The organism is Roseibium sp. (assembly GCF_965276855.1).
Lineage (GTDB): Bacteria > Pseudomonadota > Alphaproteobacteria > Rhizobiales > Stappiaceae > Roseibium.
In genome coordinates, this window is sequence record NZ_OZ255700.1 from 2,711,017 (window position 1) to 2,733,056 (window position 22,040).

At 57.4% G+C, this 22,040-nt stretch carries 19 protein-coding genes; 11 read left to right on the forward strand and 8 right to left on the reverse strand.

All coding sequences use genetic code 11. From position 1 onward, the window contains the following. Window positions 1-42 precede the first annotated feature (42 nt). A complete protein-coding gene (locus tag ACQY4Z_RS12420; protein ID WP_428521693.1) occupies window positions 43-807 on the forward strand; it encodes a lysophospholipid acyltransferase family protein in 765 nt (254 codons plus the stop codon). On the opposite strand, the gene ACQY4Z_RS12425 is transcribed toward ACQY4Z_RS12420, so the two are convergent. After that, on the reverse strand, window positions 808-1,338 hold the full coding sequence (locus ACQY4Z_RS12425; protein WP_428521695.1) for a gamma-glutamylcyclotransferase: 531 nt from the start codon (window positions 1,336-1,338) through the stop codon (window positions 808-810). A 126-nt stretch (window positions 1,339-1,464) separates the two neighbouring features. Between ACQY4Z_RS12425 and ACQY4Z_RS12430 the strand changes: the two genes are divergently transcribed. Further along, entirely contained in the window at window positions 1,465-2,514 is a 1,050-nt protein-coding gene (locus tag ACQY4Z_RS12430) for a DUF2125 domain-containing protein (RefSeq protein WP_428521697.1), read from the forward strand. Window positions 2,515-2,524: 10 nt separating this feature from the next. On the opposite strand, the gene ACQY4Z_RS12435 is transcribed toward ACQY4Z_RS12430, so the two are convergent. Continuing rightward, window positions 2,525-2,986 carry a GNAT family N-acetyltransferase gene (locus ACQY4Z_RS12435; RefSeq protein ID WP_133952787.1) on the reverse strand — a complete coding sequence of 154 codons (462 nt, stop codon included), beginning with the start codon at window positions 2,984-2,986 and terminating at the stop codon, window positions 2,525-2,527. A 149-nt stretch (window positions 2,987-3,135) separates the two neighbouring features. On the opposite strand from ACQY4Z_RS12435, the gene yddG reads away from it, so the two are divergent. The 3 genes from yddG (at window position 3,136) to ACQY4Z_RS12450 (ending at window position 5,218) form a co-directional block, all read left to right on the forward strand. After that, window positions 3,136-4,035, forward strand: coding sequence for an aromatic amino acid exporter YddG (gene yddG, locus ACQY4Z_RS12440; RefSeq protein ID WP_428521699.1), 900 nt, complete (start codon window positions 3,136-3,138; stop codon window positions 4,033-4,035). A 75-nt stretch (window positions 4,036-4,110) separates the two neighbouring features. Continuing rightward, window positions 4,111-4,995, forward strand: coding sequence for an HpcH/HpaI aldolase/citrate lyase family protein (locus ACQY4Z_RS12445; protein ID WP_428521701.1), 885 nt, complete (start codon window positions 4,111-4,113; stop codon window positions 4,993-4,995). A gap of 19 nt (window positions 4,996-5,014) precedes the next feature. Further along, window positions 5,015-5,218 (forward strand): DUF1737 domain-containing protein, encoded by a 204-nt coding sequence (locus ACQY4Z_RS12450; RefSeq protein WP_133952789.1) that lies wholly within the window; start codon window positions 5,015-5,017, stop codon window positions 5,216-5,218. Here ACQY4Z_RS12450 and ACQY4Z_RS12455 read toward each other — a convergent pair. The 4 genes from ACQY4Z_RS12455 to ACQY4Z_RS12470 form a co-directional block, all read right to left on the reverse strand. Then, on the reverse strand, window positions 5,215-6,219 hold the full coding sequence (locus ACQY4Z_RS12455; RefSeq protein ID WP_428521703.1) for a hypothetical protein: 1,005 nt from the start codon (window positions 6,217-6,219) through the stop codon (window positions 5,215-5,217). The two genes, ACQY4Z_RS12450 and ACQY4Z_RS12455, sit on opposite strands and share 4 nt — an antisense overlap. A 28-nt stretch (window positions 6,220-6,247) precedes the next feature. After that, entirely contained in the window at window positions 6,248-6,886 is a 639-nt protein-coding gene (locus tag ACQY4Z_RS12460; RefSeq protein ID WP_428521705.1) for an outer membrane lipoprotein carrier protein LolA, read from the reverse strand. An 84-nt stretch (window positions 6,887-6,970) separates the two neighbouring features. After that, a complete protein-coding gene (locus ACQY4Z_RS12465; RefSeq protein ID WP_428521707.1) occupies window positions 6,971-9,742 on the reverse strand; it encodes a DNA translocase FtsK in 2,772 nt (923 codons plus the stop codon). Next, window positions 9,739-10,962: an aminotransferase class I/II-fold pyridoxal phosphate-dependent enzyme gene (locus tag ACQY4Z_RS12470; protein WP_428521709.1), complete on the reverse strand. Its 1,224-nt coding sequence runs from the start codon at window positions 10,960-10,962 to the stop codon at window positions 9,739-9,741. Before ACQY4Z_RS12470 ends, ACQY4Z_RS12465 begins: the two co-directional genes overlap by 4 nt. A 135-nt stretch (window positions 10,963-11,097) precedes the next feature. Between ACQY4Z_RS12470 and ACQY4Z_RS12475 the strand changes: the two genes are divergently transcribed. After that, window positions 11,098-11,796, forward strand: coding sequence for an SGNH/GDSL hydrolase family protein (locus ACQY4Z_RS12475; protein ID WP_428521711.1), 699 nt, complete (start codon window positions 11,098-11,100; stop codon window positions 11,794-11,796). On the opposite strand, the gene ACQY4Z_RS12480 is transcribed toward ACQY4Z_RS12475, so the two are convergent. After that, window positions 11,793-12,056: a DUF1674 domain-containing protein gene (locus tag ACQY4Z_RS12480; RefSeq protein WP_008194342.1), complete on the reverse strand. Its 264-nt coding sequence runs from the start codon at window positions 12,054-12,056 to the stop codon at window positions 11,793-11,795. The genes ACQY4Z_RS12475 and ACQY4Z_RS12480 overlap by 4 nt on opposite strands. Before the next feature lie 145 nt (window positions 12,057-12,201). Between ACQY4Z_RS12480 and htpX the strand changes: the two genes are divergently transcribed. The 5 genes from htpX to ACQY4Z_RS12505 all read left to right on the forward strand — a co-directional run bounded on the left by htpX (window position 12,202) and on the right by ACQY4Z_RS12505 (window position 20,610). Then, on the forward strand, window positions 12,202-13,161 hold the full coding sequence (gene htpX, locus ACQY4Z_RS12485) for a zinc metalloprotease HtpX (RefSeq protein WP_428521713.1): 960 nt from the start codon (window positions 12,202-12,204) through the stop codon (window positions 13,159-13,161). A gap of 135 nt (window positions 13,162-13,296) precedes the next feature. Next, entirely contained in the window at window positions 13,297-14,673 is a 1,377-nt protein-coding gene (locus tag ACQY4Z_RS12490; RefSeq protein WP_428521715.1) for an RsmB/NOP family class I SAM-dependent RNA methyltransferase, read from the forward strand. Between the two features lie 138 nt (window positions 14,674-14,811). Continuing rightward, complete coding sequence (locus ACQY4Z_RS12495; RefSeq protein ID WP_428521717.1) at window positions 14,812-16,626, forward strand: heparinase II/III family protein; 1,815 nt, start codon at window positions 14,812-14,814, stop codon at window positions 16,624-16,626. Between the two features lie 99 nt (window positions 16,627-16,725). Continuing rightward, complete coding sequence (gene purH, locus ACQY4Z_RS12500) at window positions 16,726-18,342, forward strand: bifunctional phosphoribosylaminoimidazolecarboxamide formyltransferase/IMP cyclohydrolase (protein WP_428521719.1); 1,617 nt, start codon at window positions 16,726-16,728, stop codon at window positions 18,340-18,342. Window positions 18,343-18,504: 162 nt separating this feature from the next. Then, complete coding sequence (locus tag ACQY4Z_RS12505) at window positions 18,505-20,610, forward strand: methyl-accepting chemotaxis protein (protein WP_428521721.1); 2,106 nt, start codon at window positions 18,505-18,507, stop codon at window positions 20,608-20,610. A gap of 35 nt (window positions 20,611-20,645) precedes the next feature. On the opposite strand, the gene ACQY4Z_RS12510 is transcribed toward ACQY4Z_RS12505, so the two are convergent. Then, the gene (locus tag ACQY4Z_RS12510; RefSeq protein ID WP_428521723.1) at window positions 20,646-22,028 is read right to left on the reverse strand and encodes an MFS transporter; all 1,383 of its coding nucleotides are present in this window, start codon (window positions 22,026-22,028) and stop codon (window positions 20,646-20,648) included. Between the last annotated feature and the right edge of the window lie 12 nt (window positions 22,029-22,040).

Consider the following 22,040-nt stretch of genomic DNA (forward strand, 5'->3'; position numbering starts at 1 on the left):
GCGTTTCAGCGGCGGTTGATCCTTACAAGCTTCACAGGTCCCATGCTGGTACTGCGCTCAACGGTTTTTCAGATCCTGTTTTATTCAGTCACGCTGGTTCAGATGCTGTTGTATCTGCCGGTTCTTCTGTTGCCCCGCAAATGGGGCTGGTGGATCCCGCATGTCTGGTCCAAGTCACTGATCCTCTTGATGAAATATGTGGCGGGTCTGAATGTAGAGATCCGCGGCCGGGAAAACCTGCCGAGTGTTGGTTACATTGCGGCGATGAAACACCAGTCCGCGTGGGAAACCGTGGGTCTTATTCCGTTGTTTCCAAGGCCGGCATTCATCCTGAAGCGTGAACTCAACTGGCTGCCTTTCTTCGGCTGGTACACAATGAAGTTCGATCAGATCCCGATCAATCGCGGCAAACGCTCCGAAGCGCTCGCGGCAATGATGGAAGCCGCAAAAGAAAAGATCGCGGACAAGCGACAGATTCTGATTTTCCCGGAAGGCACGCGCCGTCCAGCTGGTGCGGAGCCGAAATACAAATTCGGGATTGCGCATCTTTACAAGAACCTGGGGTGTCCGGTTGTCCCGATCGCGCACAATGCCGGCGTCTATTGGCCGAGAGCATCCTTCATGGTTCACCCCGGAACGGTCATTGTCGAGATCTTGCCGCCCATCGAACCAGGCTTGGAGCCGCAAGCGCTCTATGACAAGATGATTGAAGAGATCGAGACTTCGAGCAATCGTCTGATCGAGGAAGCCCGCTTAGCTAGGAATCCGTCGCCAGTGTTGAAAGACATTCCGGTCTCGACAGGCTGATTAGCGATCCGTAACGGACTTAAGCTGCTCGGCCAGCCAAGTCAGGCCGGTATCGGTGATCTGCATTTCATCCAAGTGAGCGGCAGTATTGATGACATACTCCGGGTTCGGACCGGATTTCCCGACCGCTCCGTTGACGATTTCAAGCTGCTTTTCCAACGGCAACGCGCCGGCATATTGCGGATGGCCGTGATCAACCATGTAGACCAAGGCTTCCACTTTCTGGCCACTGTCCAGCGAGATGTTGTGCCAGTGTTCCTTGTAGACCATGGTCGTTTGCTCGCGGGCGCGAAGGTATTCGAGCGTTGTCGGCCAGTTCTCTGTTGCAACCTGATAGGCCATGCCCCGGCAGGTGCCGCCATTGTCGAGGCCGAAGACAAGCCCGGGCCGGGCTTCGGTGCCCCGGTGGACCCACGAATAAACGCATAAGGACCGATGGGCCCCATGCAGAAGAGCAGGTTCGGCATGCAAGTGGTCAAATCCCGGGTTCCACATCAATGACCCATAGCCAAACACCCAAAAATCGCTCATATCATCCTGTCTCTTCGCTTGCGCCCGGTCTCAAGCCATGTGGTTACGGACATGCCGGGATACCAAGCGTTGCCGGTCGTTTCAATGCTGCCGCGATTTGTTTGATGCCTGAAGGAGAATTCATTCGTGTCTTCTGATACTGCCGCTGGAAAAACACCAAGCAAACGTAAGTATCTTATTCTTATCGGGGTTATCGTCATCGTGGTTGCCGGTTGGTCTGGTGCCTGGGCTTACGGGCGTACTGTTCTGGCCGATCAGCTGGACATGCAATTTGGCCGGTTCTCCGAGCAAGGCACAGAAGTCACGTGCACTGACCTGACAATTGGCGGCTATCCATGGCGCTACGAAATCCGCTGTGATGATCTGAAATCACGTGATTTGTCCGGCAGCGAAGGTGCCATGGGCGGTCTGACCGCAGTCGCACTGGTCTACAATCCCTGGCATGTCATTCTGGAGGCCGCAACACCGGCAGCCGTATCGTTGCCCTTGGCGGGTGTTTCCGGTGAATTGACCTGGGAAACAGCTCGAGCCAGTGCCAGATATTCCACCGAAGCGCTCGGAAAGGTGGATGTCGTTGTCACCCGGCCGGACTTAAGAGTTCAAAATCCTGCCGCCGAGGCACGGATTTTGTCAGAGAAGGCCGAATTTCATTTGCGTCCCTCTCCAGAGACAATCGGTGCCGTCGATGGATTTTTCTCCATTGATGGCCTGACGGTGGATCAGCTGCCGTCACTGACCAATCGGGTGGATGCAAGGATGCATCTTCAGGTCCTCAATGGCGCGTCCTTGTTGTCTGGCGCGGATCTGCGCTCGCTTGTTCTGGCAAATGGCGGCGAATTGCCGGTTCGTTTGGTCTTGGCCGAAGTAGCTCTAGGCGCGAGCCGTTTTGGCGGCAGGGGCGATCTGACGGTGAACGGGGCCGGAGCCTTGTCCGGCACATTGACGCTTACCCTCGTTCAACCCGGCGACATGCTGAACTTCATCCGGCCACTCTTTCCGCCGAACAGCAATGAATTCAGTATTGTAGAAAGCCTGTTGTCCAGTCTTCAACCAACTGGAACTGACCATCACGGTGATCCCGCGATCGAGATACCGCTTTTAATCGACAACGGTCTGATGCGGATGGGAATTGTCACGCTTGGCCGGATCCCGCCCCTGTTTCAGACGGGATCCTGAAGCCGATGGATCAGTCGCCGGCAATCCGGTCGATCGGAATGACGTAGCTTTTGCGGTGATCCGGTTCGGCGATCTTTTCATAGAGCGCGACCGCTGGCGTGTTTTTGCCCGGGACAATCCAGCGCAGGTGCAGCCAGCCACGGCTTTGACCTTCACTCACCAGTGTTTCGATGAGTTTCCGGCCAATTCCCTGATTGCGATGATCGGGATGGACATAGATATCATCCAGCTGGCCGATCCGGAGGCCTGTGATCAGTTCCGGCAAGTCGAAATAGACTGCAAAACCGATCAGCGCATCGCCGTTGAACGCGCCAAGCACCTCTGCGGTTTTGTCGCCGAGGATCCGTTCGGCATAGAACTCGTCAGGCCGGCGCGGGGCGCCGCGTTTCAGGGCCTGTGCATTTTCGGCAATGAGCGGGGCAAGCTGATGGGCGTCATCCAGCCCGAGAGCCTTGATTTCCGTCTTGCTCATGAAATCTCCGGAGATGAGGAACAGAAGAGACGCCCAACATGTCCAAAAGGCGTTCGGTGATCAAGGACTTGAATCAAAATAGCCCATCGGACTTTCGATTTTTTGGCGATCATGGCATCACCCGCGTGCAGGATTGAATGGGAGCGAGCATGTCAGATATCAGCCGGGTCCGGGCGACGATGATCGGACTGAGCGCGGTGTTGATGTGGGCAACGCTGGGCCTGTTCGGGGCAGGCTCCGGTGCAGTGCCGCCCTTTTTGCTGAATGCCATGTGTTTCGGAATTTCCGGTCTGCTTGCGCTGTCCCTTGTCACGGCAATGGGAAAACTGGATCGGCTCAAACAGCCGCCAAGAGTTTGGGCTTTTGGGACACTCGGCCTCTTTGGCTTCCATTTTTTCTATTTCACGGCAATCCGAAATGCTTCCCCGGTCGATGCCAATCTGATCAACTATACCTGGCCGCTGCTGATCGTCGTGTTTTCCGCGTTTTTGCCAGGTGAACACCTGAGGGTGCACCATGTGATTGGCACGGTTCTAGGACTGATCGGCGCTGCATTACTGATCACGGGCGGTGACGGGATCAGCTTTTCCGGCGGGTCGGCGATTGGTTATGGGGCCGCCGTGTTGTCTTCGCTTTTTTGGTCGAGCTATTCCGTCTTGTCCCGGCGTCTCGGGCAGGTGCCGACCGAGGCTGTCGCCGGATTCTGCCTCATGACATCCCTTTTGTCCGTTGTGTGTCATCTTATCTGGGAAGAAACGGTCTGGCCCCAAGACATGCTGGAATGGGGATCTGTGATCGCTCTGGCCCTTTTCCCTGTCGGGCTTGCCTTCTTTACCTGGGACATCGGCGTAAAGCGCGGTGATATCCAGGTTCTGGGAGCTGCGGCATACTCCGCGCCGCTTCTGTCTACGTTGTTGCTCATTGCGTTTGGATTTGGCGCTCTGACGTTGCCTGTGATCATTGCCTGCGTTGCGATTACGGTGGGGGCGGTGATTGCGGCAAAGGACATGCTCTTCCAGAAATCCGCGCCGGGTACCGCAGCGGAGTGAGCCAAAAGGCGAGTGGATTCCGCGGATCGTTGCCGTTAGCTTGCTGCGCAGCAACAAAAACCACGGACGCCTTTCATGAGTGAGACCTTCAAACCCCGCCGCTCCGCGCTGTACATGCCGGGGTCAAATGCGCGCGCCCTCGAAAAAGCCAAGACCCTTGATGTGGACTGCCTGCTTCTGGATCTCGAAGATGCAGTGGCACCAGATGCAAAGGAAACGGCGCGTCAGCAGATCGTGACAGCGGTCTCGGAAGGCGGATATGGGGAGCGGGAAGTGGTCATCCGGATCAATGGTCTGGACACTGTCTGGGGCGATGACGATCTGAAGGCTGCCGTCAAAGCAAATCCGGATGCGATCCTCGTTCCCAAGGTGAATGGCCCGGCTGATCTGCAAAAAGTCGCGCATCTTTTGTCGATGCACGGTGCGTCGAGCTCAATCCAGCTCTGGGCGATGATGGAAACGCCGGAGGCCATGCTGAATGCTGGTGCGATTGGGGCCTGCGGACGGGATCCGGAAGTGCGCCTGTCCTGCTTTGTCATGGGCACCAATGATCTGGCCAAGGAAACCCGTGCGCGGTTGGCACCGGGCCGGGCGGTCATGATGCCGTGGCTGATGACCTGTGTCGCGGCTGCGCGTGCCGGGGGCATCGACATCCTCGATGGTGTGTACAACGCATTCCAGGACGAGGAAGGCTTTGCTGCAGAATGTGCGCAGGGCGCTGAAATGGGCATGGACGGAAAAACCTTGATCCATCCGAAACAGATCGGGTCTTGTCACGCGGCGTTCAGCCCGACAGAGGACGAAGTAGCCTGGGCACGTAAAATCAACGAGATATTTGACCTTCCTGAAAATGCATCGAAAGGCGCAATTCAGGTGGACGGAAAGATGGCCGAACGGCTACATGCGGACATGGGCAAGCGGGTGATTGCGATTGCAGACGCCATTGCGGCCCGCGCGTAGACAATTCAGAGAGTACCGCATGAAACTTTATCGCTTCATCACCAATGTCGACAGCAGCGAGTTTTGCCACCGGGTCACCGAAGCGCTCAACAAGGGCTGGGAACTCAGCGGATCCCCGTCCCTGACCTATGACGCGACCAAGGGTGAAACCATCTGCGGTCAGGCCGTCACGAAAGAAGTCGACGGCGAGTATTCCCGGGATATCAAGCTCGGCGACTACTAAGTGCTTTTGCCTGTGAGCGCGTCGAGGACGCGCTCATAAACACTTGTAACCTTAGCAAGTTCTTCCGCGCCTTGGGCGGCATACCGGTTGAGCCCGGGCGCTGCATTGACCTCCAGAACAGCGTAACGGCTTCCGGGCTTTTTTGGGTTTTCTGCGATCAAGTCGATGCCTGCATAGCGCAGGCCAAGGCTTCCGCAGATCGAGATTGCGGTCTCTTTCAGATCATCCGCAACGCTGTTCGTGATGTCCCTGGCTTTTGCTCCCGCGGACAGGTTTTTGTTCGGCAAAAGCTCGACAATTTGTCCTTTCTCCGGAATGGACGCGGGGCCAAGACCTTGCCGTGTGAGTTCAGGTTCAACGCGCGGATCGCGGAAATTCAGGCCGGCAACACCGAAGGCAAGTTGTTCGACCGTCCGTTCCCCGTCTCCTTCCACCTGCACTGGTTGGCGATCCAGCGCTAGCAGAATCTCGCCATCAAGGACCAGGATCCTGAGATCTGCACCCTCAACGCATCTCTGCGCGAGAAGTGACGAATGCCGCAGCAGGAGATTGGTCAAGGCGTGCTGAAGGCCTGCCTGATCGTCCAGGCGCAGCACGTCCTCTCCTTCCTGCCCACTGTTCGGCTTAACAAAAACAGGATATCCGACGGTTTCAGCGAACTGCAACGCGTCTTCGGCTGAGTGCATCTTCGCCGCAATCTCGGGTTTATGAACCCGCAGGCCGGCCAAGACGTCAAACCCATGAATGAGCATGCTCTCCGGGATAGTGAAGCCGTCCCGTTTCAAGAAACTGAGAGTATAAGCCTTGTCGTCCGCGATTTCCGCAGCGCCGAGCGGGTTGAGATCGAAGTGGGTTCCGCGAAAGAAGCGGCGGCGTCCGTCAGCAAGTTCAATATAGCCCGCCTGCCCGGATCCTTCGTCACAAATGAGCGACAAGCCATGCCGGTCGCAATAGTCGGCAAAGATCCTGCGGACCAAAGGAAGGGACGGTGTTTTATCCATTGTCCTGCAGGAATGCGTTTCGTTCGAGTTACTGGCGTGAATTTGCCAGGTAGTCGATCTTGAAGAGATCCGGATTGGTCGGACCGTTCGAGACGACATTGTAGACGGCAACCGACGTGTCATAGCCCTGCTGATCGGTCACGGTCCATTGCTTGAGCGCATAGTCTTTTGCGTCAAAGATCAGGGTCAGAGTTCCAGAGTTGAACTTGGTCTTGTCGAAAATGGTCACCGTGATGAGATCTTCCTCGACGAGCACATTCGTCACGTTGGTATCTTGTTGGAGATCAATGGAATCCGACAGAAGAAAGCGCAACGGCGTTTGTCCAAGCGGCCAGATATCCTGCGTGTTCAGCTTGCGGTCCCGCACCGATACCGACTTGCCGTCGGCCACAATGTCCAGAACGGACGGCTTGTTGTAATAGAACCTGACCTTTCCGGGGCGCGCCATATAGAACTTCCCATCCGACTGGCTGCCGTCCGGACCAAACTGGATGAAGTCGCCGTGCATGGTCTTCACGGAGTTGAAATACGCGTTCAGATCCTGAAGGGTCTGTTGCTCCTGATCGCTCAAGGCCATAGCCGGCACGGTCATGGCAGCGGCCATTACCAGAGCGACGACCGGCCGGATTGTTGACTTGGCGATGCGGGAAACGAAGCGTGTCAGCATGATTCAAAGTCCTAATCTGGTGCTAGGTTCAACCGTTTCATCTTAACTAGGAAGTGTCTATGGCAAACCTTGGGCGAACGAGGATCAGAAATCCTCATCCAACCCGTTTTGCACCAGAATTTCACGTTTACCGGCATGGTTAGCAGCGCTGATCAGGCCCTCCTGCTCCATGCGCTCGATGAGCGACGCAGCCCGGTTGTAGCCGATCGACAGACGCCGTTGGACATAGGACGTTGAGGCTTTCTTGTCCTTCAGAACAATTGCAACGGCCCGGTCATAAAGATCGTTGCTGTCTCCGCTGCCGGAGGCCGCGCCGCCATCATAAGGACTGTCGGCAGATTCATCTTCTTCCGTCACAGCTTCCAGATATTGCGGTGTGCCCTGAACCTTGAGGTGTTTGACCACCTCTTCCACTTCGTCGTCGGAGACGAAAGGCCCGTGAACACGCTGGATCCGGCCGCCACCGGCCATAAACAGCATGTCACCCATACCGAGCAGCTGTTCCGCGCCCATTTCACCCAGGATCGTGCGGCTGTCGATCTTCGAAGTGACCTGGAAGGAAATTCGGGTCGGGAAGTTCGCCTTGATGGTACCGGTGATGACGTCGACCGAGGGACGCTGTGTTGCCATGATCAGGTGGATGCCTGCGGCACGAGCCATCTGCGCAAGGCGCTGGATCGCGCCTTCAATGTCCTTGCCGGCCACCATCATCAGGTCGGCCATTTCATCGACGATGACCACGATATACGGCATTGCCTCCAGCGGCAGCTGTTCTTCCTCGTAGATCGGTTCTCCCGTATCCCGGTCAAATCCGGTCTGGACCGTACGGGTCATCTCTTCGCCCTTCTCCAGGGCCTGCTTGATCCGGGTGTTGTAGCCGTCGATGTTGCGGACGCCCATCTTGGACATCTTCTTGTAGCGGTCCTCCATCTCGCGGACAGTCCACTTCAGCGCAACAACGGCCTTTTTCGGGTCGGTCACGACCGGGGTCAGAAGGTGCGGAATGCCGTCATAGATCGACAATTCCAGCATCTTCGGATCGATCATGATCATCTTGCACTGATCCGGTGTCAGCCGGTACAGCAGCGACAGGATCATGGTGTTGATGGCGACCGACTTACCTGACCCGGTCGTACCGGCAACAAGCAAGTGCGGCATGCGGGCAAGATCGGCAACCACGCCTTCACCGTTGATCGTCTTGCCGAGGCCAAGTGCCAGCTTGGATTTCGATTTTTCAAAATCCTGAGCGGCGAGCATTTCGCGCAAATAAACGGTCTCACGGCGTGCATTCGGCAATTCGATGCCGATGGCGTTCTTACCGGGGATGACCGCAACACGGGCGGAAATCGCGCTCATGGAGCGGGCAATGTCATCTGCCAAACCAATGACCCGGGACGACTTGATACCGGGTGCGGGTTCGAGTTCGTAGAGTGTGACAACCGGACCCGGGCGGACTTCGATGATTTCGCCGCGCACACCAAAGTCTTCCAGAACCCCTTCCAGAATCCGGGCATTTTGTTCCAGAGCATCCGCAGAAAGACCTGGAACCTTGCCGGCGGCCTTGGCTTCTGCAAGCAGGCGCAGCGGCGGCAATTCGTACTCTTCCGGGGCACCGAGGAAAGAGGGCTGCGCTTCCTCAATCGCCCGTTTGCTCTGTTTCGGTTTTGGAGCCGGTGGAATGACACGGCCGGTCGGCGCGGGTTGCGCAGCTGCTCGTCCCGAAGGTGCTGGAGCTGGTTCAGGGGCTGCAATACCAACCGGTCTTGGTGTTTCACCCGGCAACGACTCGCCGGAGACCGGGCCTTTGTCGATCAGGAAATCGTCTGGACCAAAGTCCTCACCGTCCTCGCCGAAGGGGTCATCCAGATCATGGGCGTCAGGCTCAGTCATGTGACCGCGTTCGTAGAATTCGTCCAGACCGTCATCGTCTTCCGGCATCAAACGGCCGGTGAGAGCCCGGCGGAACGATTGCAGACGGCTCTTCTGAGCAGGTTCTTCCGGCTCGTAGTCATCGTGCTCGTCGATACCGTCCCATTCCTCCTCGTCTTCATGGACCGGCGTGCGCTTCAAGCCTGTCATCCGGCGGACCTGTGTCACCGCCAAAAGCCCGATGTGACTGATTTGTCCCGCAAAAGCCGTCGCCATCAGAGCCAAGCGGCTTTCGCCTTCCTCTGCGTCATCAAGGCCGAGATCGTCCTCGATGGATTTGCCATGCCCGGCCGGGGCCCTGCGTGGCTCGATATGCTCTAAAGGTTCACCTGCGCGGCCCAGCCAACCGGCCGAAGCAAGGAGGAGAAGACCGGCCGGAACACCGAGTCCAAGGCCTCCAATGATTGTTGCAGCGCCGCTCGTCAGGTTGCTGGTTAAAATAGCCGGGACACCGTGGATCATGTCTCCCAGAAACCCGCCAAGGCCTGTCGGCAACGGCCAGCTTTGCGGAACGGGCAGCGCCGCCAGCGCGCCAGCCGAAAGCCCGGATCCGAGAATCCAATAAAAGAGACGCTTGCGGCCGATGCCGAGGGCATGGCCGGTCAAGAGGCGCCAGCCCCATAACACCAGGGGAACGAGGAAAACAGCTGTTGCAAGGCCAATCGTCTGCATCAAGACGTCGGCAACGATCGCGCCTGGAGCACCAAGCGCATTGCGCACAGGTCCACCCGTCGCATGGTTCAGGCTCGGATCATTAACGGACCAGGTTGCAAGGGCGGCTGAGAGGGCCGCCGCAATGGAGATGATCCCGAGGCCAGCCGCACCGGTCAGGTTCCGTCTTAGAAAACGCTTGGCCGGACTCTCTGTGTCCAGAAGATCGACCGCGGACCGGCGGCCCGATCCGCGCACTGCACTGGCCCGTCTCATGCCTTGTCTCCCAACCAGTTTGCCACACGCTCAAGAGCGACTTCCGTCTGCGCAAGGGGCGCCACCAAACCCGCACGGATGTAATTCCGGCCCGGATTGCTGCCATCTGATTGATCAGATGCCAGATAGCTGCCCGGCAAGACCTTCACGCCTGTGTCCCGCCAAAGGGCCTGTGTGACGGAAACACCGTCTCCCCACTTTTCGACATTGAGCCAGAGAAAGAAGCCTGCCTCGGTTGTTACAGGGCCAAGGATTGAGCCAAGGAGGCGTTCTGCGGCTTCATATTTTTCGTTATAGAGCCGCCGGTTTTCCTCAACATGGGCTTCGTCGCGATATGCGCGGACCGCGACGGCCTGGGCCGGCAAGGGTACTTGCGGCGCTGCAAGGCCGCGGAACTTTGCCCATTTTTTCAGGAAAACAGGATCGCCGGCTGCAAATCCGCACCGTAGCCCGGCAAGATTGGAGCGCTTCGACAGGGAATTCAGAACAACGATGTTGGAAAAGTCCGTGCCCATGCGATGCGCGGCTTCCAGCACGCCTGGGGGCGGGGATGTCCGGTAGATTTCCGAATAGCACTCGTCTGCAAAGATCATGAAGCGGTGTTTGCGGGCCAAGCCGATCAACTTCTGCCAGTATTCCAGCGTCGCGACCGAGCCTTCCGGATTGGTAGGCGAGGCAACATAAAAGGCGACCGTCCGGTCCAGAAGCGCCGGTTCCAGGCCGTCCAGGTCCGGCAGGAACTGGTGCTCAGAGACAGCATCCAGAAGAACGGTCTCGCCATCTGCGACATGAGCTGCGGCCGCGTAGGTCTGATAGAAAGGGTTCGGCAGAATGACAGCCGGATGATCCAGTCCCTTGTCCAGCTGATCGCGGGCCGCAATTGCCCCAAATGACAGGCCTTCACGGGAGCCGTTCAGCGGCAGGACGCCAAAATCCGGGTCAATGGTGCCGTTCAGGCCATAGCGCTTGTCGAGCCAGTCCGCGATCGTGCTGCGGAACTCTGGCGTGCCGTTGATCGGCGGATAGCGGCGGAAATCAGCCATGTTTTCCGCCAGCACTTCAGCCGTGAAATCTGGTATCGGATGCTGGGGCTCACCGATCGTCATCATTATCGGTTCAAGGCCCGGAGTTTGCCCGTCAAGCAAGTCGGCAAGGCGTTGGAAAGGGTTGGAACCCGGCAGCGCGGCGCCGCGCTTGTAGGTGGTCTGGCTGGCAGTCATTTAAGATCCGGCAGTCGTTACGCAAAACGTTTGCCCGACCCTATCCCGTCCTTGGTAAATCTCTTATTAACCAAGCAGAATATCGCCGCCAATCTGCATGAGATTGCCACACTTTAAAGGATCCACTAGGGTCCAATGCTTGGATTTCACACGCGTGTCTATGGATTTGATATGTCGGGAAAAGATCCCCTCTCCGTCGTTTGTTTTGGTGATTCGCTCACCTGGGGGTTTGTGCCGGGAACAAAGACCCGCTACGGCCACGACGAGCGCTGGACACGCCTCCTGCAAAAGGAACTTGGCTCTGACTATTATGTCATCGAAGAGGGCGTAAACGGGCGGACAACTGTTTTTGAAGACCCTGCCCGCGGCGACAAGAACGGTCTTGAGCACTTGGCAACCGTGCGAAAGACGCACATGCCAATCGACATCCTGATCATCATGCTCGGAACGAATGATCTCCAGGACCGGTTTCAGATGAGCGCTGATGCGATCGGTCTTGCGATGGGCCGGCTGCTGTTCGCCGCCACGCAAGCGACCGATGATGTCGAGGGCCGCGCCCCAAAAGTACTTTTGATGTCGCCGCCGCCGCTTGGGGATTTTACGGGCAAGGAATATGCCGGCCTTTTCTCAGAAGACCACAGTGTGGCCCAGTCCAAGCTGCTGGCGGGCGTCTATGAGACGCTGGCGGAAACCTACGGCGTTGCCTTTTTCGATACGGGCAGCGTTGTGTCCGTGAGCGACGTGGACGCGGTTCATTTGGAAGCCGAACCGCAAAAAGGTCTGGCCAAGGCAATCGCTGCGGAAGTGCGGAAGCTGGCGAAGACTGCCGCCTAGAAATCGACCGTCAAACCCTTGATTTCCCAATCATCATAACGCGTTGGCTCCAGGCCGCCTCGGCCGTCAACCTCCGGTGCCATGGCATTGTGTTTGGCGTCGATTTCCTTGCGCCGGTCTTCGGCTTCCTTCAGGGCGCGCTGGGCCGCAGGCGGCAGGTCCTCGAATTTGCGTTTTGGAGCTTCGGCCACGTCTGTCTTCAGGGAGGGCACTTCGGTTGCCGTGAATTGCGCCGTTTCCGTATCTTTCGTGTCGGTCATGGTTTCCGCTGTCAGCCAGATTTCAAAACTTTCGCGTTATATAGGACAAACTTGCCAAGAATGGCAGGCATCCCCATCTTGAACGTTGAGAAAAGACTGCGGCAACTTTCGTCCGCAGCTTCAAACGGAAACGGATAAGGCACCGATGAATTACGTTCGCACAGCCATGTTGCTTGCAGGTATGACGGCGCTCTTCATGGGCCTTGGGTTCATGATCGGCGGTCAGTCGGGCATGTTGATCGCGCTCGCGATTGCGGCCGCGATGAACGTGTTCAGCTACTGGAATTCAGACAAGATGGTCCTGCGCATGCACCATGCACAGGAAGTCGATGAGCGCTCGGCGCCCGAGTATTACGGCATGGTTCGCCAACTGGCGCAAAATGCCGATCTGCCGATGCCCAAGGTCTATATCATCAACAACCCGCAGCCGAACGCCTTTGCGACCGGACGGAACCCGGAAAACGCAGCCGTTGCAGCGACCACCGGCTTGCTGGACATGCTAAGCAAGGCAGAAGTGGCCGGTGTGATGGCGCACGAGCTGGCGCATGTGAAGAACCACGACACCTTGATCATGACGATCACGGCGACCATCGCCGGTGCGATCTCGATGCTTGCGAACTTTGCCTTTCTCTTCGGGGGCAATCGCAACAATCCCCTGGGCTTTGTCGGCGTCATCTTGATGATGATCGTTGCGCCAATGGCGGCGATGATCGTGCAAATGGCGATTTCCCGGACCCGCGAATATGCCGCGGATCGCATGGGCGCGCAGATCTGCGGCGAACCTATGTGGCTGGCGTCTGCCCTGGCGAAGATATCCGGTGGTGTCGAGCGCATCCACAATCCGGATGCTGAGGCCAATCCGGCGACGGCGCACATGTTCATCATGAACCCGCTGTCCGGCGAGCGCATGGACAATCTGTTTTCCACGCACCCGAACACCCAGAATCGGATTGATGAGCTGCGCAAATTGTCGGAAGCCGGATTGGGCACCGCAGGACGCGGGACATTTGCCCAATCCCGCGCTCCGCAATCAGGCCCCTGGGGCGGCACAACTGGTGGCCGGTCCTATGATGAACCGCCGCGCCCAAAGGGCCCGTGGGGCTAAAGCTTGAAAACACCTTGGCGCCAGCCGGGGTTGGATCTAGAATGACCGTCAACGCGCCGCAGCCGGAAGCCCGGACTGCGGCGCTTGATTTTGACACCTGCTGAAGTGTGCAGGTCTGCCGATCAGGACAATTTCGTGAGCAAATCACCTAAAAAAAACAACAAGCCTTCGAAAGGCGCCCCGGCTGAAAAGTCAGAAAAGCCGGGTTTTGCGGCCCGCAAAGTCGCCGCCGATATCCTGGGAAATGTGGTGCACAAGAAGCGTCCCTTGGACGGTGAATTGGATATGGCATCCGGACACTCCGGTTTCCGGGCCTTAGCCGCCAATGACCGGGCCCTGGTGCGCGCCATCGCGGGCGCTGCCCTTCGCCACCGAGGTGAAATTTCGGAAATCCTGGGCCGGTTGCTGGATCGCGATATTCCGGAAAAAACCGGCCGGGTGCTCGACATTCTCCATGTCGCCATCGCGCAGATGCAGTTTTTGGATGTTCCAGACCGCGCTGCCGTTTCGCTCGCCGTTGATCATGCCTCCATGGATCGCCGGGCCCGGCCCTACAAAGGCCTGGTCAATGGTGTTCTGCGCCGTCTTGGGCGCGAGCGCGAAGAAATTGCGGCGGATCTCGATGCCCCCCGGCTTAACACTCCGGATTGGCTTTGGGAAAGTTGGCAGGAGGCTTATGGCGAGGAAGGTGCACGGGCAATCGCAAAGGCGCATGAGAGTGAGGCCGCGCTTGATTTGACTGTGAAAGCCGATCCAGCAGCATGGGCGGAAAAGCTCGATGGTGTGGTTGTCGGCGCTGGAAGTGTTCGGCTCACCAAAAAAGGTGCCGTAGATGCACTGGAAGGGTTCGAAGAGGGCGCATGGTGGGTGCAAGATGCCGCTGCTTCCCTTCCGGCCAAACTGCTGGGCGATATCTCGGGCAAGCAGGTTGCCGATCTTTGCGCAGCGCCCGGCGGAAAAACAGCACAGCTTGCAGCTAGCGGCGCCGAGGTAACGGCCATCGATATTTCAAAGGGCCGGCTCAAGCGGCTTGCGGAAAACATGACCCGTCTCGGACTATCTGTGAGGACTGTTGCAGCGGATTTGCGGGAGTATGAACCCGAGGCTTTGTTCGATGCGATCCTGCTCGATGCACCGTGCAGCGCAACGGGGACGATCCGGCGTCATCCCGATGTGCCCTGGATTAAAAAGCCTTACGACATTGAAAAGCTGAGCGAAATTCAGACAGCTCTCCTGGACCGCGTCATGTCTTGGCTCAAGCCGGGCGGCGTTCTGGTCTATTGCACCTGTTCCCTGGAGCGCGCCGAAGGCGAAGGCCAGGCAGAGGCGTTTTTTGAGCGGAACAAGGAGCGCGTGGCGTTGGTGCCGGTCGACGCAAGTGAAATTGGCGGCCTTGGCGAAAGTGTCACGCCAGAGGGCTATCTTCGCTGCCGGCCGGATCAGTCTGCGGGGCTTGATTCCGGCCTTTTCGGCATGGATGGCTTTTTCGCCGCACGGTTCAGGATCTCTTAACGCAGAATAAACTCTTCAACTGTCATGATTCTATAAATGATTTGCTAACCTTAACGGCTGAGCCGGAGCTATGAACCCGGCAGCGTGAATGGAGATCGTTATAGACACGCATAGACCATCGATGTTGGAGATGGTCCGGTGAGCAATGCCACCCTCTCTGAGCGCGGGCGTATTTGGGGCCTGGTGGCGCTGTATATCTGGCAACGGACCCGGAAATGGATGCATGGCGGACCAATCTCCCGCTTGCAGCCATTTTCGGCCGTGCCCGAGCGCTTGCTGATTGCCCCACAAGATCTCAGAACGGCCGATGCAACAAACGCAGCCGATATTTATGGCGGGCGTTTTCTATTCTCTGGTCATCTCGTTGAGACACAAGGCCGGTCTCCGTTTGAGCTTCAGGCGGTGCATGAAGACTGGCAGCGTGAACTTCATGCCTTTGGATGGCTGAGGGATCTGCGGGCAGCCGACAGCCAGATCGCGCGGCAGAATGCCCGTGCTCTGGCGGAGGATTGGATCAAGTATTGTGGCCGCTGGCATCCGATCGGGTGGGAAGCGCCCATTGTCACGCGGCGTATCTTGTCCTGGCTTGCGCACTCTCCGTTCATCCTGCAAGACGGTGATCACAGTTTCTACCGGACCTTCATCAAGTCTCTGGCGCGCCAGGTGCAGTATCTCCGTCAGACGATCAATGAGACCGAAGATGGGGTTGAGCGGCTTCATGCAACGCTCGCTATCGCATCAGCCTGTATTTCCATGGCGGGACAAGGCCGTTTTGCGCGTCAAAGCATTCGCCGGCTCGATCAGGAGCTGTCACGACAGATCTTGCCAGATGGGGGGCATATCTCAAGAAATCCGCGGGCCTTGATCGACATCCTTGCCGATCTTTTGCCTGTGCGTCAGGCCTTTGTGGCGCAGGGACTCGAAGTCCCGGCGGCCATGGTCCAGTCGGTTGACCGGATGATGCCTCTGATGAAGTTTTTCCGCCACGGTGATGGAGCGCTAGCTCACTTTAATGGCATGGGTTCTACGCCGAGCGATCTGGTCGCAACCATCCTCGCTTATGATGATGCCCGCGGGGCGCCGCCCACCAATGCGCCGCATTCCGGATATCAACGCTTGAGCGGAGGATCATCGGTCGTCTTGGTCGACACCGGCCCTGCCCCGGACATTGCGCTGTCCGGAAACGCTCACGCCGGCTGCTTGTCGTTCGAGTTTTCTACCGGCGCCCATCGTATGGTGGTCAATTGCGGGGTTTCGTCAAAATCGAACCCGGTCTGGCGCAAAGTGAGCCGATCCACCGCCGCCCATTCGACCGCGTCGATCGACGATACCTCCTCATGCCGGTTTCTTTCGGAAAAGCCGTTCGGACATTTGCTCGGTGCCCCGATCCTGTCCGGGCCGCGGGTGATCGACATTTCCAGGGAAGATGACGCTGCGGGTTGCCGGGTGATCGCTTCTCACGACGGCTATGTGTCGGATTTCAATGTTCTGCATCAGCGGGATTTGCGGTTGTCGGCCGACGGAACCGTTCTCGACGGCATCGATACGTTCCAGGCGGTCAGCTCTGTCGATCCGGACACGCTTTACACCATCCGCTTCCATCTTCATCCGGCGATCAAGGCGTCTTTGATCCGGGCAGGGTCTGCCTTGTTGCTGGTATGCCGTGACGGCGAAGCGTGGGAATTCGAAGCTCCGGGTATTGAGATTGCTTTGGAAGAAAGTATCTATCTTTCAGATATTTATGGTCACAGAAAGTCCGAGCAGATCGTTCTGTCTGGCCCACTGGAAACAGCGCCCTCTGTCGGGTGGCAGTTCCGGCGGACGGCGACGGCCAAGTTGAGCCGGCGTGGAACCAGTGATTTTGATGAAACGGAAGAGCTGCCGCTCGAAGATCCGCCTGCCGACGCAATCGAAGAAGCTGAGGCGACTGCAGACGATGCGTCTTTGGACTGACATAGCAGCTTAGAACGATCTGAAACCTTCCGCTTTCCGGCCAGACGTGTTACGGGGCGCCACGCTTTCCCGCCCCGTTCCAGCTGAGAGGCAGTCTTTATGGCCATCGTGTCCAAAGCCGTACCCGTTCCAGAATTCGTCCCTATCAAACGTGCCCTTTTGTCTGTCTTTGACAAAACCGGTCTTGTCGACTTCGCAAAGGCGTTGGCGGACCGCGGCGTTGAGCTGGTGTCGACAGGCGGGTCCTACAAGGCTTTGAAAGACGCCGGGCTGGCCGTTCTTGATATCTCGGAAGTCACCAATTTTCCGGAAATCATGGATGGCCGGGTCAAAACGCTTCATCCAAGCGTCCACGGCGGACTCCTCTCGATCCGCGACGATGAAGACCATCAAAAGGCGATGGCCGATCATGGCATCACCGGCATCGATCTTTTTTGCGGCAATCTTTATCCGTTTGAAGAGGTTGTTGCGTCCGGTGCGGACTATGCAACGGGGATTGAAAACATCGATATTGGCGGGCCGGCCATGACCCGGGCGGCAGCGAAAAACCATGCCTATGTCACGGTGGTGACTGACCCGGCCGACTATGCCTCTGTTATCGAAGCGCTGGACGCCAATGACGGCAAGGCGCCGCTCGACTTAAGGAAGAAATTGGCGCTAAAGGCCTTTGCGCGGACGGCTGCCTATGATGCGGCGGTGTCGAACTGGATGGCCGATCAACTGGATGAGGCAACCCCGGCCCACAGAGCTGTCGGCGGCGCGCTCTCGGAAGTCATGCGCTACGGCGAGAACCCGCACCAAACAGCTGGCTTCTATAAAACGGGCGAAAAGCGGCCGGGCGTGGCAACTGCAACGCAGATACAGGGCAAGACCCTCTCCTACAACAACATCAACGACACCGATGCGGCTTTTGAGCTGGTCAGCGAGTTCGACCCTGCGCGCACGAGCGCAGTTGCGATCATCAAGCACGCCAATCCCTGCGGTGTTGCGGAAGGCGGCAACCTCAAGGAGGCTTACGAAAAAGCGCTCCGCTGTGACCCAGTTTCTGCCTTTGGTGGCATCGTTGCCCTGAACCAAAAACTGGATGCTGCGGCGGCTGAAGAGATCGTCAAGATCTTCACCGAAGTCATCATCGCACCGGATGCCGATGAGGCCGCCCGCGAGATCATTGCCTCGAAGAAAAACCTCCGACTTCTGGTCACGGGTGGGCTTGCCGACGCGCGCGCCAAGGGGCTTTTCGTGAAATCCGTGGCTGGGGGTCTGCTGGTCCAATCACGCGACAACGGCGTTGTCGATGATCTTGATCTGAAAGTCGTGACCAAGCGGGCACCAAGCGATCAGGAAATGCAGGATCTCAAGTTCGCCTTCCGGGTTGCCAAGCACGTCAAATCGAATGCTATCGTCTATGCCAAGGATGGAGCCACAGTTGGCGTCGGGGCTGGTCAGATGAGCCGGGTGGATTCGGCTCGGATTGCTGCCCGAAAGGCCTTGGATGCGACGGAAACTGCCGGATTGTCCGAACCACTTACCAAGGGCTGCGTCGTTGCGTCGGATGCTTTCTTCCCGTTCGCTGACGGATTGCTGTCGGCGGCAGAGGCGGGTGCGACGGCGGTCATTCAGCCGGGTGGGTCCATGCGCGACGATGATGTGATCAAAGCGGCTGATGAAGCCGGTCTTGCGATGGTCATGACCGGCATGCGTCACTTCCGGCACTAACCGGAAACTGCATCTTTTGCCGATGGTAGAAGATGCGTTTCCGCCAAAACCGCAATAATCCCTAGGCCTTTGAATACCTTGTTAATCTCCGCAGGCTAGTTTGTTCGCAGATGCAGCAGTTGGACTGCTGCAGCGAATCGATTGGCTAACGGAGAAGATCCGGTGTTTAAGAATGCGAAGGTCACTACAAAACTCGTAGGCGTTAGTGTTGCAACGCTTGCCTTGGCCTTGGTCGGTGGGATCGGGGTCATTGGCTGGCAAGCCTCACAGATGACGCAATCGCTTGCCGTTGCTCAAGCGGATGCTGTTGCTGAAGACCAGGCTGAATTGGTCCAGCGGACCATGGAAAACGGTCTTGTCACCGCTCAATCGCTTGCCGCGGCCCTGACAGGACTGAAGAGCACCGGCAATCAGGATCGCAATCAGTGGATGGCGATCGTTGAAGAGACGCTGCATAAAAACGTCGACTTCTCTGGAACCTGGGGTGCTATTCCTTTCGATGGGCTGGACGGTAAGGACGCAGAGTACGTCGGTGCCGAAAAGCACGATGACAGCGGCATGTGGCGCCCCTATTTCTTCCGGCTTGCCGACGGCAAGCTCGGGTACCGCCCGATGGGTGATCTGGAGATGGATCAGCCCGGCAAAAGCCTTTGGTTCAATGTCCCTTACGAAACCGGCAAGGATTACGTGACAGAGCCATACAGCTGGGAAGCTGATGGAAAGACTGTGACCGGCGTATCCTTCGGTATTCCGGTGAAAGAGGGCTCGAAAGTCATTGGTGTTGCCGGCGGTGACATCATGCTGACACCCTTGTCGAGTGCTTTGGGGGAACAACAACCACTTGGAACCGGATCGGTCCACCTGATTTCCCAGGATGGGTCTTGGATCGCCCATCCGGACGGTGCGCTCCTCGGTAAAAAGTGGAGCGAAGGGAGGTCCGATACCGATCTGGCGGTCAAGGATGAGTTGCTTGCAGCCGTAAAGAATGGCGAGAGCTATGTGTATGAAGGCTACTCAAACACACTCGGCACCGATGTTTTGCGAATTGTAAAACCGGTCAGCATTGGCCGGACCGACGCCAAAATGGCCGTGGTCGTCAACGTACCAGTATCGACTTTGAACGCAGCTTCAACGCAGATCATAACTATGATTGCGGTTGTTGGGCTTGTTCTGCTGCTCGTTGTGGCAACGTCGATCTATATTGTAGGTACGAACATTGTGCGTCGCCCGCTGGAGCGTGCAGTCGGCAGCATTCAGGCCTTGATTGACCGCCGCTATGAAGAGCCGATCCATGACACGGATCGTCAGGATGAAATCGGAGAGATCAGCAAGGCTCTGGAAGTCTTCCGCGACAAGGCACAGCAGGCGGAAGCCTTGGCAGCCGAACAGGAAGAAACTCAGCGGCAGCAGCTCGCCCGCGCTCAAAAGATCAGCGAAATTTCGCAAGACTTCGATCGGAAGATCACGGAACTGACCGCGACAGTCATGTCCCAGGTCGAGGATCTGAACGGCGCTTCCGTGACCCTGACCGCAGGTGCAGATGATACCAGCGAGAAGAGTACGACGGTGGCCGCTGCGTCCGAGGAAGCGTCGTCCAATGTGGAAACAGTTGCCTCTGCGGCTGAAGAGTTGATGGCGTCGGTTGGTGAGATTTCGCGTCAGATGACACAATCCACGGAGATCGCCTCGCATGCGGTCGATCAGGCGCAGGCAACCAACTCCAAAATTGAGGGTTTGGCCGAAGCAGCGCAGCGTATCAGCGAAGTTCTAAAGCTCATCACCGACATCGCAGAGCAGACCAACTTGCTGGCTTTGAACGCCACAATCGAAGCTGCGCGTGCTGGTGAAGCCGGCAAGGGCTTTGCGGTTGTTGCTGCTGAAGTCAAGGAACTTGCCAACCAGACGGCCAAGGCGACCGAAGAGATCTCCCTGCAGATCCAATCGGTCCAGTCCGAGACCGCAGGCTCTGTGGATGCGATCAAGGGCATCTCAGAAACGATCGAGAAAATGAACGAGATCTCCTCGAGCATTCAGTACTCTGTCGAACAACAGGGGCTGGCGACCGAAGAAATCGCGCGGAACATTCAGGAAGCCTCCAACGGTACGCAGGAAGTTGCCCAAAACATCGTCAAGGTGGCAGCGTCCGCGGACGATACTGGCAACGCGGCTCGTCAGGTCAGCCAGTCGGCCAACGTCCTGCAGAGCGAGGCTGTGCGCCTGAAACAAGAAGTCGACAACTTCCTCGTAGGTGTTCGCGACGTCGCTTAAGCCTCAGAATTTTTGGATTGATAAAACGCGCCGGGTCATTGCCCGGCGCGTTTTTCTTTGACCATCATCAGCAGACCAAGGCCCACAGCAAAGAAAACCAGAATGACGGACATACCAGCCCGCTGGCTATCAGCTGCAGCTGTCACAACCGCGACGGCGAGTGGTGCCAGAAAGCTGGTCACCTTTCCGGAGAGCGCCAGCAGACCAAAATACTGGGTCATCAGATCTTTCGGCGCCAACTGGATGAGAAGGCTCCGGCAGGACGCTTGCAGCGGGCCTGACACTGCGCCGATGATTGCACCAAGCGTGATGAAGATTTGTTCCGGCAGGGACGCGAACAACGCACCTTCCGGCGCGGCTGGTGTATGAAAGAAAAAGAACACCGTCGTTCTGTCGACGGATATCATGCCCAGCCCACAGATCATCAGAACGATCAGCGAAAAGGCGATGACGATCTTGGGCCCGAACCGGTCGTCCACCTTGCCACTGAGTAAGAGGCCAAGTGTTCCGGTGATCGTCAAGATGATACCGAAAGTGCCGATCTGGATGGATCCCCAGCCGAGCTGACCAGCCGCATATATCCCGCCAAAGGCAAACAAGGCGACCAAACCGTCTTTGAAGACCATGTTTGCGATCAGAAACATGAAGATATCGCGGTTTTCCCGTGCGTGCCGAAGGCTGTGCCGCAGATCACTGAGGCCTTTGGAAACAGCTGCTCCGATCTTTCCGCGTGATGGAGCGTCCGGAACGAACAGAAACATCGGTAAAGCGAAAATCACGTACCAGATCGCAGAAAACGGCCCGGATGCCCGGTCGCCTTCGTAGGTCGCAGCATCAAGGCCAAACAGGGGGGTGAACCCGAGCAGCGTGCGTCCGGTGTCAGGGTTCGCGGCTAAAAATCCAAGCACGATAACGAGCGTCACCAATCCGCTTGCATATCCGAGAGCCCAGCCAAAACTCGACAGACGGCCGATATGTGTCGATGGGACCAGCTGTGGCATCATTGCATTGTTGAAGACCGCTGCGATCTCGATCGACAGTGTTCCAATCGCAAAAGCAAGAAGCGCAATCATGACGCCATGTGGATTGCCCGGCGCGGCGTACCAAAAGGCCCAGCAACACACGAGAAAGGGGATTGAAAAGCAGAAGATCCAAACCTTTCGGCGGCCGGTTGCATCGGCAACGGAGCCAAGGATTGGGGCCAACAACGCAATTCCCAACCCTGCCGCAGCGGTGGCATATCCCCAAAGGCTCTGGCCTTGCGTGGGATTGTCGGCCAATGCGGACGCAAAATAGGGTGCAAACACAAAGGTGGTAATGAGGGTGAAAAAGGGCTGTGCGGCCCAGTCAAAGAAACCCCAGGCAACGATTGCGCGCCTGCCCGGACTTACAAATGCTGTATCAGATGCGGCGGTCATCAGATATTTGCT